The organism is Paraburkholderia solisilvae (assembly GCF_902859875.1).
Taxonomy (GTDB): Bacteria; Pseudomonadota; Gammaproteobacteria; order Burkholderiales; family Burkholderiaceae; genus Paraburkholderia; species Paraburkholderia solisilvae.
This window is the reverse complement of record NZ_CADIKF010000023.1, coordinates 68,083-83,443: the sequence shown is the minus strand read 5'-3', so window position 1 is coordinate 83,443 and position 15,361 is coordinate 68,083. Positions and strand designations below refer to the sequence as shown.

Sequence of the window (15,361 nt, the reverse complement as noted above, 5' to 3'; positions counted from 1 at the left end):
GTCCATGCGGACACGAAGGGTCGATCGTCGAGAGCACATACGACGATTCCCGATCGCACTGGTATCTGGCGACGCTGCGAGGACTGTCGCACAACGGACGTTATGACGGGCTCGACGCCCTCTTTTCCGAAACCACACCGTCGTGCCCGACGTGCGGGCGCTCATTGGGACCGGAGCATACGACGCGACACGAGCCGCACAATTTAACCAGTGCGACCGTCTCCTGAACGGAACGGTGAAATTCCTTTTGGGTAAGCTGTCTGTCTGGTTCATGCTCAGGTTTGATTACGTGCAAATAATAAGGACCGTGCTGAGCCGGCAAATCGCGCTCCGAAGACAGCATTCGCCGACGTGAAGTCGCGCGAAGCATACAGCGGTGTGGCCGCAGTATCCGGCCGGACGCTCGAAGAAATGGTTGTTGCGCCAAAGGAGTAGTACAGTCAGCTGAATGCCGTGCTTTAAAAGCGATTCGCTCATTGCAATAACAATTCCGCATGCAACGTTTTGCGTAACCGTTACACTGAGATAAAACAGCGTACGCCACCTTTCCACATGAACGATTCAAGTAGCCCCACATTCACACGGCCGAAGCCTGTGGCCGCGCGTATCGTTGCCATTGGTGGGTCTGCCGGCGCTTTGCACGCGCTCGCACAGTTCTTCGCGGCAGCGTCGGAGGTGCCGCACAACGTCGCTTTTGTGGTCGTGGTTCATCTGTCGCCGGACTCCGAAAGCCATCTGGCCGAATTGCTCGCGGGCGCCACCTCTTTTGCGGTGTCGGCCATCGAAGACAACGCACCCATCGTCGGCGCGCATGTCTATGTCATTCCGCCGAAAGTCTCCGTGACGGTTTCGCAGGGCGTGTTCAAACTGACGCCCGCGGTCGGGCGGCCCGAGGTCCCGATGCCGATAGACCGGCTGTTTGCGTCACTGGCAGCCGACCAGCACGAGCGCGCAATCGGGATCGTGCTCACCGGAGCCAACGCCGACGGCTCCGCGGGCCTGCGCGCCATCAAGGCCGAGGGTGGCATGGTGATGGCGCAGGATCCTGAAACGGCCGAGCACAGCACGATGCCGAGGCAGGCCATCGCCACAGGGCTGGTCGACTATGTGCTGCCTGTCGAGCAGATGGCGACGGCACTCGTCGACTACATCGACGGCTCGAAGAACGTAATCTTGTCCGAATCCGATGCTGGCGGGCATTCGCCCGACCTCGAACCGGTGCTCAGAGCGCTGGCGGCCGCGGGCTCGGAATTCAGGGGCTACAAGCGGGGCACACTGGAACGTCGCATCGCCCGCCGTATGGCCGTGAATCGGGTCAGCAGTCTCGACGCCTACTGCGACATACTCAGAGAACATGCCGAAGAAGCCGAGGCGCTGAGCCTCGACATGATGATCGGCGTGACGGAATTTTTCCGCGACCCCGAGGCGTGGCAGATGCTCTCCGAGCGTGTCCTCGCCAGCCTGCTGGCGGAGCCCGAAGGTGACCAGCCGCTGCGCGTGTGGGTGCCGGGGTGCGCGACCGGCGAAGAAGCCTACTCGATGGCGATGTTGCTCAGCGAGGAGATCGAGCGACGCAAGGTATCGCGCAAGTTCATGATCGTTGCGTCCGACGTCAATCGCACCGCGCTGGCACGGGCCCGCGCGGGCGTCTATGCTCCGGGCGTTGCACTGCCGCTCGGCGACGCGCGCCTTCAGCGCTTTTTCCATGTGCACAGCGACGGATATCAGGTCCGGCAGGATCTGCGCGAGACGATTCTCTTCACGCCACAAAACCTGATTGCGGACCCACCCTTCTCCCGGGTCGATCTCATCAGTTGCCGGAACCTGCTGATTTACCTCGAACCGGAAGCGCAGCAGCGCGTGTTCGAGCTGTTCCATTTTTCGCTGAACCCGAAGCGGTATCTGTTTCTCGGCCGTTCGGAGAGCACCGATCCGGATTCCATCCAGTTCGAGGAAATATCCAAGGCCTGGCGCATCTACCGGCGCAGTCCGGCCGCCGCTAGCGGTATTCCCGGTCACCGCTTCCCGGCACGCGCGGTTCGCCGCGAGGAATTCCAGCCGGCCGGCCGCACGGGCGCCCGAAACAAGGGATACGCGGAACTCGTCAACGCAACCCTGCTCGCCGAGCAGCACGCCGCGTCCATCCTGGTCAATCCGGCGCACCAGGTCCTGTACATAAGCGGCGCCGCGGACGAGTACCTCGGGCAGCCCGCGGGTGAGCCGACAGGCAATATTCTCGACATGGCGCGCGAAGGTCTGCGGCTGAAGCTGCGAATCGCGCTGCGCCGGGCTGTCGAGAACGACAACACGGCGCCGGTCAGCGAGATTGTGTCGAACGGCGGCGCCCCTGCCGTCAGGATTACCGTGACGCGGCCTTTCGACACGACACACTCCGGCAAGGCATTGCTCGTTATCTTTGTCCGCTTGCCCGTCGTCGATCGTCCGGGCTCGCTTGCCCCCACCGGCGCCGACTCGGACCTCTGGCACCTCGAGAGCGAACTTCGCACGACGCAGGCAACACTTGGCAGCACGATCGAGGAACTGGAGGAAAGCAATAGCGAATTGAGGGTGTCGAACGAAGAAATCCTGTCGATGAACGAGGAGCTGCGCTCGGCCAACGAAGAGCTCGAAACGTCGAAAGAAGAATTGCAGGCAGTCAACGAGCAGTTGAACCAGGTGAATTCACAGCTCGAACAGAAAGTCGACGAGCTGGAGGCGCTGACCGGGGATGTGACGAATCTCCTCGCCAGTACCGAAATCGCGACGCTGCTTCTCGATCAGCAGGGCCTCATCAAGCGATTCACCCCCAGTGCGGGCAGGACCTTTGGCCTCGCCGCTGCCGATACCGGGCGTGCCATTGCGGACGTACTCGGCGCGCCACTGGGCGATGCGCTGATGCCCGACGTGGAGCAGGTGCTTTCCGGTGCGACCGCCTATGCAGAGAGGGAAATCGAGACTCCTGCCGGGCAATGGTATGTGCGCCGCATCACGCCCTATGTGGCGGCTCATGGCAAGCCGGCCGCCGGCGCGGTCCTGACATGGACGGACATCACTCACGTCAAGCGTTCGGACGAGCGCGCCCGACATCTTGCAGCAGTCGTTCAGGATTCAAACGACGCCGTCACCGTATTCGACCGGGACGGTCGTTTCCTCGCGTGGAACCGCGCGGCCACGACGATATACGGATACAGCGAGGCGCAAGCCCTGCGGATGTCGGTTTCCGACCTGGTGCCGCCTGGCGCCAGACAGGACCACCTCGACTTCATCCAGCAAGCGTTACACAACGAAGCGTTGCATTCGTACGAGACGCAGCGAGTCGCCAAAGACGGGCGCGTGGTGGACATCTGGCTGACGATGTCGATCCTGAGGGATGACCGTGGAACCCTGGTGGGCGTCGTGTCGACCGAGCGCGACCTCACTGAGCGCAGCATGAGCAATGCCTACCTTCGCGAGCGGGCCGAGCAACTGGCACTCGCCGACCGGCGCAAGAACGAGTTTCTGGCAATGCTTGGCCACGAGCTGCGCAATCCGCTTGCGGCGCTGCTGTCGGCTGCGGACCTGCTCACGTCGAAAGCGGCTGGAGAGTCGAAAAAAACATGGGCCGCCGAAGTCGTGGAGCGACAGGGCAAGGCCATGATGCACCTGGTGAATGAGATGCTCGACATCACGCGTATCACGAGCGGCAGCATCGAACTGAACCGTCAGGCCGTCACGCTGAAGGCAGTCGTCCAGAGCGCGATCGAGGTCTGCCAGCCGATTGTCGATGAACGTCGGCACAGCCTGTCTGTCCTGCTTCCGGACGAGCCCGTCTTCCTGTACGCGGATGCGACCCGCCTGTCGCAGGTGATCGAGAACATCGTCATCAATGCGGCGAAGTTCACTGCGCCTCGCGGATCGATCACGTTGCGTGCCTCCGTTGCGGCGGATCGGCTCGCGCTCAGCGTCAAGGACAACGGACGCGGCATCCCACCCGCGATGCTCGGCAGCCTGTTCGACATGTTCGTTCAGGGGCCGCCATCCGGCGGCCAGCGTAACAGCGGTTTGGGCGTGGGACTGTCCGTGGTCAGGCGTCTGGTGGAATTGCACGGCGGCTCGGTCAGGGCGCTCAGCGACGGCAAGACCGGCAGCGAGTTTATTGTCGACCTGCCGATTGGCGCGCCCCCTCATGCCACGAACGGCGGCGATGCAGCGTCACCCGTGACCGCCTCCGCTCCGGCACGGGTTCTTGTCATCGATGACAACACTGACGCGGCAGCAGCGCTCGCCATGCTGCTCGCGATCAGAGGGCACGAGGTCGAGACACGTCCTGACGGAATGTCAGGCATCGCTGCGGTGGCGCACTTCAAGCCGACCGTCGTCCTGCTAGACATCGGTTTGCCCGACGTCGATGGTTATGAGGTCGCACGGCAACTGCGCGCATCGGCGGACGGTCGTGACGTGACACTCGTCGCGGTCACCGGATATGGTCTGCCCGCGGATCGCATCCGCTCCGCCGAAGCGGGATTCGACCATCACCTGACGAAGCCGGTCAATCCCGAAGAGCTGGCCCGGCTGATGAGTGTGCGGACGGGATGACAAACACGACGCGCGGGTCCGACACCTGGGCCGGACGGGTATCGATTGCGCCCAGGTCTCGCGCCAACGATTCGCGTGAATCGGATGAAACCGGAGTACTTCGCATGGCCCGTCCCGGTGTCACCGGCGTTCGACAACCCAGACCTCTATCGCTTTACCGTTGCCCGCCGCTACTCTGCGGATAGATTCCCTGATACTTCCCGAATGCATACGGCCCATACTGCACCGCCGGAAACACCTTATCCGACGAGCCGATATCGAGCGGCACCACCCAGGTGTCATAGTCGGGCTGAAAGAAGAACGGCAGCGAGATTCTTTCCTCGCTCGTGCTCACCCGATGCCGGGTTGCCACATAGCGGTCGCGTGTCCAGTACTGAAGCATGTCGCCAATGTTGCACACGTACGCACCCGGCAATGTCGGCGCATCGATCCAGTGTCCCGCGCGCGTCAGAATTTCGAGCCCCGGGTAGTCCGCCAGCAAGATCGTCAGGCAACCGTAGTCGGTGTGCGCCCCGCAGCTGTGGTCGCCGATTTCCGTCTGCGCCAACGGACCCTGCCGCGGCAACGCGGCCGCCATTCGCGCCAGTTCGTCAGGGGCCGGATAATGCGCGGTACGGAACTGCCAGAACGGGCGATCGTTGAACGCAAGCCGGAAGAAATCCTCCCGTAACCCAAGGCTGATCGCGATGCCGCGCATCAGATCGAAGCCGAGACCGATCATCTGCTCGATGTACTGCGTGATGGCCGCGCGATAGCCGGGCAGCGCGGGCCACAGGTTCGGTCCGTGCATCGGCTTGCCGGCGCGCACATCCGGATGGTCCGCGGCGAATTCGACGCTGAACTCCATCAGTTCATACGCATTGCGCTTGCCGTCCGCAAGCTCCGATAGCACCGGCGCATAACCGCGAAAACAGTCGCTGTAGTGCTCCAGTGACAGCATCATTTTCTGTTCGACCGGCAACGCGAAAAAAGACTTCGCATGCTGAAAGGCCGCGTCGATCACCGGTTGCGGCACACCGTGACCGACCACGCAAAAGAAGCCGGTGTCACTGCACGCGCGCTCGAGCTGCGCGGCGATGCGCCGGCTGCCGGCGGCATCCCCGCGCCTGAGCGCACCGATGTCGATGATCGGGATATACGTATCGTCCATTGCCGTGCTCCCTGGGATAAACGGGACATGCGCCGTTAAAAGGCGGCCGGATGCGAATCGCGTGTCGGCACGTCTGCCGTGTTGTGCGGCGGCGGTCGCAGAGGTGCGCTGGACTGCCGCGCTCGCTCGCGTGCCGGCTTGCGCACGCGTTGTCGCGTCGGAAGCCCAACGCCCATCACGCGTGCAAGGCGATCAGCCGGCAGAAATACGCCCGTGAGCACTAACCATGCGGCGAGCGCCGCATACCACCGCACATCGGTCGCCACCCGTTCCGATTCGGCAAAACGCGGATCGAGCAGCGCCCGGCTCAAGCTCGCGGGTGTCGTCAGACGTAAATACTCGAAGCCTGTCTGACCGGAAAGCGACTGCAAATAGGGGTCGCGCAATTGCGATAATTCTTCGTGACTCGGTGCGCCAGCCTGTGCGCCCGACAGTTCATTCGTCTGCACGACGTCACTCGCGCTCCAGAAGCCATCCGGATTGCCTTCGCTGTCGGACTTCGGAATGCGCTGCGGCTGGTCGCCGCCCACGCCGATCAACCACCCTTTCACCGCGCCGGGCGTGACGCCCAGTATCGACGTCTCGGATGCAGGGCGCGGCGGCGCTTCCTGTCCGTCGGTGATAAAGACCACCGCGGTGTGCTCGCCAATCTGTCTGGCCTGCTGGATGGCCGAATAGATTCCTCCGGTGGCAATACGGCTGGCGTTCGCCCAGCGCATGCGGCCGTCGATGCCGTCGAGCGACGCGAGCAGCGCATCGTAGTGTTCGCAGACTTCGATCGGCTGCAACAGCAACAGCGCGCGCGAACCGGTGAAAACGCTCCAACCCACCCTCGAGCCGCACGGCATGCGGCGCACTGCGTCGCGCGTCGCCGCAAGCGCATAGCGCAGACGGCTGATGTGTTCACCGTTCAGTGTCATGTCCTCGACGTTCATGCTTTGCGTGATGTCGAACGTCACGACATAGGTGAAGCGCTGATGCATCAATGCCAGCTTCGGCATCCACAGCGCGGCGCCCAATAACACGAGGACCGCGACCAGCGCCCACTGCGTCTTGCCGAATGATTGCAGCCCAACCAGCAGTCGCCGTACGGTCCGGTTCACGGCAGATCCCCTGATGGAAAGTCGCGCACATTGACGCTGCGGCGCATGACCGGCGTTCTGTCGCTATCGTCGAACGCGTCTGCGGTTTCGGGCTGCAGCCACAACGCGCGCTCCAGGTTGTAGCGCGCGCCCCAGTCGCCGGGATCCGCGCGCAGCAGGTCGCGATAACGCGCCTTGGCGAGCTCGATCAGCGGCCCCGACTTGATCGCATCGTGTGTGCCCGCCGCGATGGCTTCGCGCAGATACAGATTGGCGAGATTGAACTGCGCGGCACGGCTGATATCGTCGCGGCTGGCGTTGCTGATCAGTTCGTTATAGAGCTTCGTGGCTTCATTGTCCGCCCCCGCCTTCGACAACGCCGCGGCGCGCGCCAGTCTGATCCGCGCGGACTGACCCGTATGCGCCGGGTTGCGCGCGGCATCGGCCGAGGCGCTGACGCGCGCGATCGTCGCGTTGGTTCGCAGTGCGTCCGCCAGACGCCAGCCCTGAAATGCCGCCCATGCCACGCAGCCCAGAGCGAGTATCGCGAAGCCCCGGTGCACCGTGCGCCGCCTCATATCCATCTCCGCATCAGCGCAAGCCTTAGCGCAAGCAGCAGTGCGCTGCACAGCAGCGCGGCTGCGAAGCACGGCGTGCTGCGGCTGCGCGCCGGCATGCGCTCGGTATACGCCATCGGGAAGTTCTGTTGTGCGCCGATGTCGGTCATGGCCGCCGCGATCGCGCCGGCGTCGTCGACCTGATAAAGCCGGTACGGTGTTTTCAACGACAGAAAATAGCGATGCAATTCAGTTTCCTCGGATGACTCGTCCTGCGGCTTGATCGCGTTCAGATCAGTACTGTTTGCGCTGCTGCGCAAGTAGACGAAATACAGCGTGATGTGGTTACGAGCAAGGCCGTCCGCGATGCGCCTGCGCATCTGCGCGTCCAGACGTGCGCCGCCGTCGGAGATCAGCACGATCACGCGGCTGCCTTTGTAGTCGCCCTCGCTGAACTGTCCGATCGCGGCTTGCAGGCCCCGGTCGAGACGGGTGTCCTGCATCCCGCGGCCGATCCCGGTGCTCGCGATCGCACTTTGGATCGCGCCTTTGTCGCGAGTGAGCGGCAGCGAAAGCAACGAACTCGTCCCGAACATCATCAACGCGACCCGGTCGCCGCCGCGCTTCGCGATAAACCGTGCCAACACATCGCGCGCCTCCTGATTCTTCGACAGACCTTCGGACAACGCGCCCGCCGCCAGGACGCCCGGCGGCGGAACAATCGCGTCCATGCTGGAGCTGCGATCCATCAACAGGACGATCTCGGCGCCACGCGCGATGTGCACGACCTGTCTTTCGGCCTGCCGCGGCTCGGCGAGGCCGATGACGATCGACAGCAACGCCGATACCGCGAGCACCCGCAGCGCGATACGCGCGGCGCGGCCGAGCCGGTCGGTCGGCAACCATGCGACCGCCGGAAACACCAGCGTGTCGCTGCGACGCTCCAGCAGCGGCAACAGCGCCAGCGGCAGCAGCGCGAGCATCCAGGGGGAGGCAAAGTCGAACGGAGCAGTCATCGGTTATGGCGTCTCTCCGCGTGGCGTAGATCCCGGCACAGTTCGAGCAACGCATAGCGTTCGCTGACCGCGGCGGGCGCAAAGAAGCGCTGTTCCGACTGCGCGTAGAAACATTCGACGCGCTCGCTCAACGGCCTGAGATACGGCGCCCGTTCGAACAGCGGCTCGAGCGATCCCGCGTGTACGGTCTGCCCTGCGGTCCGGTTGAGCGCGTGGTGCACGTGGCGCCAGGCCTGCGGCTCGTCGTCGACCCGTGCCGCGTCGAGCCGTGCCAGTTCGGCGTAGGCGCGGGCAAACGGCAAGCGGTGGGCGTCGCGGCGATTGCGCCACAGCCACCATCCACACCATGCACACAAGACCAGTGCGACTGCCGCAAGCGACATGAGCAGTTGTTGCCGCAGACGCAGCGTCGGTAACGGAGCGGCTGCGCGGTCAGGCTGCAGGTCGCCGAGGTCGCCCTTCTCGACTGGCCGCTGCGGCGTGATCGGCGCGATGCTGACGGGCCACGCGGCAACCGTGAGCAACGGGCCCGCTGCGGAATGCGCACGCAACGTCAACGCGGGCAATGCGATGACCGTGAGCGCCGGCGGCGCGTTGATCACCTGATACTCGAGCGACAGCCAGCGCTGACCGTTTGCATCGGTTTCGATCTTCGCCGCGCGGCGCTCCAGCCACGCGCCGGTCCGTTCGAGCGGCGGCAGCGTCGCCGGCTCGAACGGGTCGCCATCGGCACGCAGCGCGATGCGCTGGGTCATCACATCGCCGATCAGATAGCCGAAGCCGCGCGGCTGCTCGATGGTGGCGGCGACGCGCTCCACTGCGTCGGCGGACGCGCACAGCAACGCCGCCGCGATAATCAGCGCGGCGCACCGGCCCGGGCGGCTTCGACAGCCCCGCATCACACGAACACCTCGAAAAAATAGCGCGACAGCGCCTGTGGATCGAATGCACCGATCAGATAGAAAGGCCGCACACCGTGCGCGGCACAGAGTGCGTCGATCTCGGCCCGCCGCCGCGCAATCGCCGCATGCCACTGCGCGCGAACCTTGGGCCTCATCCATAGCGCGTGCCGCTGCGGCGATTCCGCGTCACGCAGCATCAACAACGCGTCGCGAGCGGGCGCTTCGACTTCGACCGGATCCCATACGACCACCGGCACGATATGCGCGGGAGCGAGGTGATCGAAAGAGGCACGCAGCGTGTCGAGAGGCCAATGAAAATCCGACACCACGAACACCAGGCCTTGCCGGCCGCCCAACCGCTGCGCCGCATCGCGCAAGCCGGTTGCGCCGTCGGCAGAATGCGCCCGGTTCGTTCCGTTCGGCTGGTTTGCCGTCGCCTTGGTGCGGCGCCGCGCGCTGTCGCAGCAGGTGCGCAGCATCGCGCGCATCGCCGCGCCGACGCCCCGATGATGCCGCGGCGGCAGCAGCAGATCGTCGCGCAAAGCGGTATCGAAGCCGAGCATGCCGACCGGATCGCCGACCCGAAACGCGCTGCGACCCAGCGAATCGAGAAAGTCGCCGATCACCTCGAGTTTCGGGCGGTGCGAACCGAAGTTCATCGAAGCCGACACGTCGACGACCGCCTGCACGGTCACCGCAGCATGCTGGCGATGCATGCGCACCAGCCAGTCGCGGCTCGTGTGCCGCAAACTCGCACGCAGGTCGAGACGTCGTACGTCGGGGTGATCGAACAGGCGCGCGTGCGCAGCGAACATCTGACCGTCGCCGACGCTCGAACCCCGATGCGAACCCGGACGGTAGCCGCCGATTCGCGACGGCATCCGATAGTGGAATTCGTGGATCACGCTCATCGTTTCGTCCTACGGCGTAGCGACGCGCTGCATGATGCCTTGCACCAGCGCCTGCGCGAGTTCCGCACGGCGCAGCTCATAGATCGGCGTGAAAAACACCCGATGCGCGAGTGCCGCCGGCAGCACGCCATGGATATCCGCGGGCACCAGATAATGGCGCCCGGCTATCCATGCCGCCACCCGCGCCGCGCGCAGCAGTGCGCTCACGCCGCGCGGGCTCGCGCCCGCCAGCACCAGCCGCTCCATATCGACGTCGTCGAGCTGGATATCGTAATGGGCCGGACGCTCGGTCGCGTCCCACACTTCCTGCACATAGCGTTCGATCGCTTCGCTCGCGCTCACGTAGCGCTGGATCGATGCCGCGACCGTGTTCAGTTCGCGCCACGGGAGCAGACCCTTGGCAACCTGTTCGAGCACCTCATCGACGTCATGGAAGGCCGGGTCGAATACCAGCCGCTTGCGCACCGCGAGATCCGTCGGGGTCGGCATATTCAGTTCGAACATAAAGCGATCGCGCGCGGCGGAAGCGAGTTCGAAAGTCTCTTCTTTTTCGACCTTGTTGCGGTCGGCAAACACCGTCATGTGCGGAAAGTGATATTCGCGGTTGAACGCCGAAACGGACCGCTCGGCCATCGCCCTCAGCAACAGCGATTGAACCTGAGGCCGCGCCCGATTGATCTCGTTGAAGAAGAACGTGGAGAGCTTTTCGCCGTGCCGCAGCAGCGGGCCGGGGTCGATGCGCGGCGCGCCTTGCGCATCCACATAGGTGTGGTAGACGAGATCGCCGGGCATCAGGTCGATGGTTCCTTCGACCCGTTCGAATTCGCCGCCGATCGCGCGCGCGAACGCGCGCAGAATCGTGGTCTTGCCGACGCCGACATCGCCTTCGAGCAGCACATGGCCGCGCGCAAACAGCGCGATAGTGATCAGGCGGATCACGGGCTGCTGCCCGATCACCGCCGCTGCGACGCTGTTCTCCAGTTCCAGTGCGTTGCTGCGCCAGTCCTGCAACGCTTCTTCAGAAAGCATCTGGCTTCTCCGACAAACTGCGGTTGGGACGCTGGCGTCGCGGCTTACGCGGCGAGGTGCTTCGCAATGCGCGGCGCGGTAAACACCGCGCCGAACGCGAAGCGCATCACGGGGCCGAAACTCGTTGCCGCGATCGGGCCGACAAAGTACAGCCCGCGCCGCGACGATTCAAAGTGAGCCGACAGGCGCGGTGTTTGCCCGATCATGGCGAGGTCGTCCACGAGATGCGCGCCAAGGAACGGCAAACGGCGCACGTCGCTGCGATACCCGGTTGCCGCGATGACGTGATCCGCATTCACCGTGCGCCGCTCGCCGTCACTGCCGCGCAACAGGAGTTCGACCTGGCTGTCGTTCGCATGGGCCTGCTCGATCTGGTAGCCGAGCATCTGCCGCACGGCCTCCGCGCGTTCGCGCATGAACCATCCAACTGACGGACCCAGAAAATCGCGCACCGTGCGCAGCCTGAAATCGTCCGGCAGATATCGATAAAGCCTGGGCCATACGTCGGTGCACGCGCGTTGTTTCCATCCGGGGCCGACACCGGACATCGGCCTTGCGATCCGTTTCAGCATCGGCCGGGCGAGCGGTTCTTCGAAATTGAACTTGACGCTCGGGCGCCGTGCAATCAATTGCACGCTTGCGCCGGCGTCTTCCAGCAGCACCGCCAGATCGAATGCCGACGCGCCGGCGCCGAGCACGATCACGCGCTGGCCTTTGAAGCGGTCCAACTCATGATGTTCGGCGCTATGCGTGAGCCGCTGCGGCGGCAAATGGGCCAGCACCTCGGGCAAATGCCGGAAGTAGTCGATACCGACTGCGACGACGACCTTGCGTGCGGTGAACGTCTCGCCATTGGCGAGCTGCAACAGGAAGCCGGCGTCGCACGGTTCAATCGCGGCCACCTGCACGTTTTCCAGTTCCGGCGCGAACCGCTGCTGGAAGGCGAGGCCGAATGCGGAGAATGTGTCGAGCCGCACCGGCAGGCCGACGTCGTGATACGGAATGCCTTCTTGCCGGCAATAGTGACGCAGCGTGAAGGATCGTTCAGGATCGCTGATCGTCGAAGAAAATCCTGCGGACTTCAGCATCATGCCTTGCGGCATGTGTCTGCGCCAGATCTGCATCGGATTGCCGAAAATCCGCATCGACTTGCCGCAGCCGCGCAGATGCGCCGCGATCGACAGACCAAACGGCCCTGCGCCGACAATCGCGATATCTACGTTCCGTTGCATGCATCACTCCGGGGTCGTGAGAGGCGTGCCGGCGAGACCCGGCGAGCGGTCGGGCTCGCGGTCCACGGCGCCGGACGGGTCGTAGCGATAGCCGGACGCGAACGTGAATGGCTGTCCGGCGCGAGCCGCGGCGAGAAAGCGCTCGACGGTCGGCGACGCGAGGCCTGTGGCGCCGTTGCGGATGGCCGTGGCGGACACCTGGTCCGAGCGCACCACCGCATACGGGTAGACCCAGCCGCTGTCGTCGAACAGATTCCTGACCCACATGCCGCCGGTATCGCTGCCATGCAAGCCGTGGAGCGGCTGCCCGGCATGCCGGCGCCGGACCTCGCGCAACACGCCGATAAACCCGTCGCGCTCGTAGATTTCCGGCAAATCCAGCACGTCGACACGCCCCGTGAGACCCGCATCGTCGCACGCGGCTCTGAGCAGTTCCTTGCGGACCTCGTATTCGTAGAAGCAGTTGCCGGTCGGAAAGTAGTTCTTGCCCGGATCGGCGAGCGCGGTGCGGTGGTACACGCGCATCCCGGCATCGCGCGAAATTCCGATCTCACCGCGTTCGAGCGCCTGACGATGCAGCTTGGGGACGGTCGTGCAATGCACGTAGATCTTGTCGAGCCGGCGCTTATCCAGCGCATCGCGGATGATGCGCAGGTGCGAGTTGTGCGCCGGGTTGAACGAGCCAAAAAACACGCCGACGCCGGCATGCGGATGCCACCACGAACGCAGGTCGGCCAGCGCTCCGATGACCAAGTCCAGCACGTACGCGGTCGCGCAGAGCGCGGCCGCGTAGGCGCTTTGCGGTTCGACCACGCACGCCGCAACGAGCCACGCGGACATCGCAATCGCCAGCACGAGGTTGGTCTTGCGTTCGCCGACGCCGCGGTACGCGCACCGGAACGCCAGCGCATGCAGCCCGCCGGCGGCGCCGCATAGCAGGCAGAACATCGGCACATCGGTCCAGGGCCGTCCCGTGGCCGCGCCCACGAAGGTCGATACGACGAGCACCAGCGGCGCGTTCAGAACCAGTCGGGCAAGCCGGCCCGGTACGACGCGTGCAACGCGCGAGCCGATCGCGTCTTCAATCTGGATCATCCGGGCAACGCTTGCGGGTATGAGCGCCGCACACGCGGCAAGGCCGAAACTCGACGCGAGCATCACCTCGGTCAGCGCCGCGCCATTCGCCCAAACAACGGCAATCGGAACCGCCACAGCCAGCCACGCATAGAGGCGCGACTTGCTGCGAATCACGATGCTCGCGCGCAATACGTTCGCCGTTTTCATGAGACGGCTCCCTGCCGGCATAGGCCGCGGACCATTTCGATATGCAGAATCCGGTCTTCGATATAAGGCTCGCCGTTCGAGACGAAGCCGAACGATCGATAGAAGTTTTCCAGGTAGAGCTGCGACGAAATCTTGATCGGCGTATTGCCCCTGATCTCGTCCAGATGATCGAGAACGCGTGTCACCAGCTCCCGGCCGATGCCCACGCGACGATGCGCAGGATGGACCACCACGCGGCCGAAACTGAAGAAGCCCGGTTCGAACAGATCTTTCGGCAGCGTGCGCGAATACGCAATGAGCTGGCCGTCGGCAAAGCCCGTCAGATGCCGGCAGTGCGGATCGCGTCCATCGGCATCCAGGTACGGCACGTCCTGTTCGACGACAAAAATGCTTTCCCGCAAATTCAGCGCTGCGTACAGATGGTCGACCGGCAATTGCGCGAAGCTCGACCAGGCCCACGTCACGCTGGAGGTCCGAGACGGTTCGTCGTGAGGCGCCGTCTGCTGACCGGACGTAGCGCGCGACGCGAGCACCGGATGGGCGGCGCTGACCCGACCGAGGTCGTCACGGGCGCCGGACATGATCGGACTCAGCGCTATACAACAGGTTGGCCGTTGCGCCGTAGTGAGCGACGGCGGTGCATTGAAACGCGAGATTGACGACTGCCCGGCGACTGCCCGCATGCACCAGCGGCGACACGCGATGCAGATTCACATCCGCGCGCAGCAGGTAGGCGTCGCCGGCCTGATGATAGTGCCGGTCGACCAGTCCGTTCTCTTCGGCCCATGAGATCAGATCGTCGATCGCCTGATCCGGCTTGCGGTTCTTGCGGCGGCACAGGTCGGTCCAGTTCGCCACCACCTCGAGCGCGCCGCCGTCGTTTTCGCCTGGAATCTCGGCGAATATCACAAGCGCGTACGGCGGATCATCCAGATGCCAGCCGTGCGTGTCATCCTGGTGGTGCAGGAAATTCGCCACCATATATTCTTCCGGATGCGTACACGAATAGACGGTGCGGCCGACGATATTCTCCACGCAGCGGCGCAGTGCGTAGTGGTGGTAAAGGCTGTATAAAAACGGCGAGTGCGCCTTGATCATGGAACCGCTCAGCACCGACAGGCTGCGAGGCGTCGCATAACCCGGCATGATGAAGTCGCGGCGTCTGGATAGACGTGCCAATTCGTCGAGTTCGTTTTTTATCAATTGCAGCGCGGCGGCGGAAATGAATCCCGGCAGTTTCACGTAGCCGAATCTCAAAAACTGCTCGCGCATGTGCTGCTGGGCGTTCCAGTCATAGTCCAGAGGCGTGACGAGGTCATACAACGCTGCGGCCCAGTTCATCGTCGCGCTTTCGCGAGCGAGGCGATTTCCGGGCGAGCCGGCTTCGGAACGATCCACGGGGTAGCCTCCCATCGCGTTGCGGGGATAATGTCTGGCTTTTCGGATACGACAGCGGAACTAGGCGGCGAGGTGCGGAAACTGGTTTGTAAACTTGGACAGCAAGTCCTGCGCCAATTATGTTGATATGGATTGGATGACCGGATGTTATGCGTAGTAGCCTTGATTCAGGGTGAACCGGGGATATCCGGATTGAATTATTCGTACTGGATAATATCGCAGAGT

General features: G+C 63.9%; 12 protein-coding genes. 1 reads left to right on the top strand and 11 read right to left on the bottom strand.

Annotation, left to right across the window (positions count from 1 at the left end; genetic code table 11):
* The first annotated feature begins 594 nt into the window (after window positions 1-594).
* Entirely contained in the window at window positions 595-4,575 is a 3,981-nt protein-coding gene (locus HV675_RS16015; protein WP_246270314.1) for a CheR family methyltransferase, read from the top strand.
* Window positions 4,576-4,729: 154 nt separating this feature from the next.
* On the opposite strand, the gene HV675_RS16010 is transcribed toward HV675_RS16015, so the two are convergent.
* Genes HV675_RS16010 through HV675_RS15960 form a run of 11 tightly spaced genes read right to left on the bottom strand, consistent with a single transcriptional unit; the run spans window position 4,730 to window position 15,136 of the window.
* Complete coding sequence (locus HV675_RS16010) at window positions 4,730-5,725, bottom strand: isopenicillin N synthase family dioxygenase (protein WP_175111895.1); 996 nt, start codon at window positions 5,723-5,725, stop codon at window positions 4,730-4,732.
* A gap of 35 nt (window positions 5,726-5,760) precedes the next feature.
* Window positions 5,761-6,828: a VWA domain-containing protein gene (locus tag HV675_RS16005; protein ID WP_175111894.1), complete on the bottom strand. Its 1,068-nt coding sequence runs from the start codon at window positions 6,826-6,828 to the stop codon at window positions 5,761-5,763.
* Entirely contained in the window at window positions 6,825-7,385 is a 561-nt protein-coding gene (locus HV675_RS16000; RefSeq protein ID WP_175111893.1) for a hypothetical protein, read from the bottom strand. Before HV675_RS16000 ends, HV675_RS16005 begins: the two co-directional genes overlap by 4 nt.
* Entirely contained in the window at window positions 7,382-8,380 is a 999-nt protein-coding gene (locus HV675_RS15995) for a vWA domain-containing protein (RefSeq protein WP_175111892.1), read from the bottom strand. The genes HV675_RS16000 and HV675_RS15995 overlap by 4 nt, the downstream gene beginning before the upstream one ends.
* Complete coding sequence (locus HV675_RS15990; protein ID WP_175111891.1) at window positions 8,377-9,279, bottom strand: calcium incorporation protein MxaA; 903 nt, start codon at window positions 9,277-9,279, stop codon at window positions 8,377-8,379. The genes HV675_RS15995 and HV675_RS15990 overlap by 4 nt, the downstream gene beginning before the upstream one ends.
* Window positions 9,279-10,193, bottom strand: a complete 915-nt coding sequence (locus tag HV675_RS15985) for a DUF58 domain-containing protein (protein WP_175111890.1) — start codon at window positions 10,191-10,193, stop codon at window positions 9,279-9,281. Before HV675_RS15985 ends, HV675_RS15990 begins: the two co-directional genes overlap by 1 nt.
* Window positions 10,194-10,202: 9 nt before the next feature.
* Entirely contained in the window at window positions 10,203-11,222 is a 1,020-nt protein-coding gene (locus tag HV675_RS15980; protein ID WP_175111889.1) for an AAA family ATPase, read from the bottom strand.
* A gap of 44 nt (window positions 11,223-11,266) precedes the next feature.
* A complete protein-coding gene (locus tag HV675_RS15975) occupies window positions 11,267-12,454 on the bottom strand; it encodes an NAD(P)-binding domain-containing protein (protein ID WP_175111888.1) in 1,188 nt (395 codons plus the stop codon).
* A gap of 3 nt (window positions 12,455-12,457) precedes the next feature.
* Window positions 12,458-13,738 (bottom strand): nucleotidyl transferase family protein, encoded by a 1,281-nt coding sequence (locus HV675_RS15970; RefSeq protein ID WP_175111887.1) that lies wholly within the window; start codon window positions 13,736-13,738, stop codon window positions 12,458-12,460.
* Window positions 13,735-14,319: a GNAT family N-acetyltransferase gene (locus HV675_RS15965; protein WP_175111886.1), complete on the bottom strand. Its 585-nt coding sequence runs from the start codon at window positions 14,317-14,319 to the stop codon at window positions 13,735-13,737. Before HV675_RS15965 ends, HV675_RS15970 begins: the two co-directional genes overlap by 4 nt.
* Window positions 14,303-15,136, bottom strand: coding sequence for a HalD/BesD family halogenase (locus HV675_RS15960; protein WP_175111885.1), 834 nt, complete (start codon window positions 15,134-15,136; stop codon window positions 14,303-14,305). The genes HV675_RS15965 and HV675_RS15960 overlap by 17 nt, the downstream gene beginning before the upstream one ends.
* Window positions 15,137-15,361: the final 225 nt, after the last annotated feature.

Excerpts from the sequence above, each read along its gene's own strand:
- HV675_RS15980 (WP_175111889.1), bottom strand. The coding sequence starts at position 11,222 with ATGCTTTCTGAAGAAGCGTTGCAGGACTGGCGCAGCAACGCACTGGAA.
- HV675_RS15985 (WP_175111890.1), bottom strand. The coding sequence starts at position 10,193 with ATGAGCGTGATCCACGAATTCCACTATCGGATGCCGTCGCGAATCGGC.
- HV675_RS16010 (WP_175111895.1), bottom strand. The coding sequence starts at position 5,725 with ATGGACGATACGTATATCCCGATCATCGACATCGGTGCGCTCAGGCGC.
- HV675_RS16000 (WP_175111893.1), bottom strand. The coding sequence starts at position 7,385 with ATGAGGCGGCGCACGGTGCACCGGGGCTTCGCGATACTCGCTCTGGGC.
- HV675_RS15990 (WP_175111891.1), bottom strand. The coding sequence starts at position 9,279 with ATGCGGGGCTGTCGAAGCCGCCCGGGCCGGTGCGCCGCGCTGATTATC.
- HV675_RS15970 (WP_175111887.1), bottom strand. The coding sequence starts at position 13,738 with ATGAAAACGGCGAACGTATTGCGCGCGAGCATCGTGATTCGCAGCAAG.
- HV675_RS15995 (WP_175111892.1), bottom strand. The coding sequence starts at position 8,380 with ATGACTGCTCCGTTCGACTTTGCCTCCCCCTGGATGCTCGCGCTGCTG.
- HV675_RS15975 (WP_175111888.1), bottom strand. The coding sequence starts at position 12,454 with ATGCAACGGAACGTAGATATCGCGATTGTCGGCGCAGGGCCGTTTGGT.
- HV675_RS15965 (WP_175111886.1), bottom strand. The coding sequence starts at position 14,319 with ATGTCCGGCGCCCGTGACGACCTCGGTCGGGTCAGCGCCGCCCATCCG.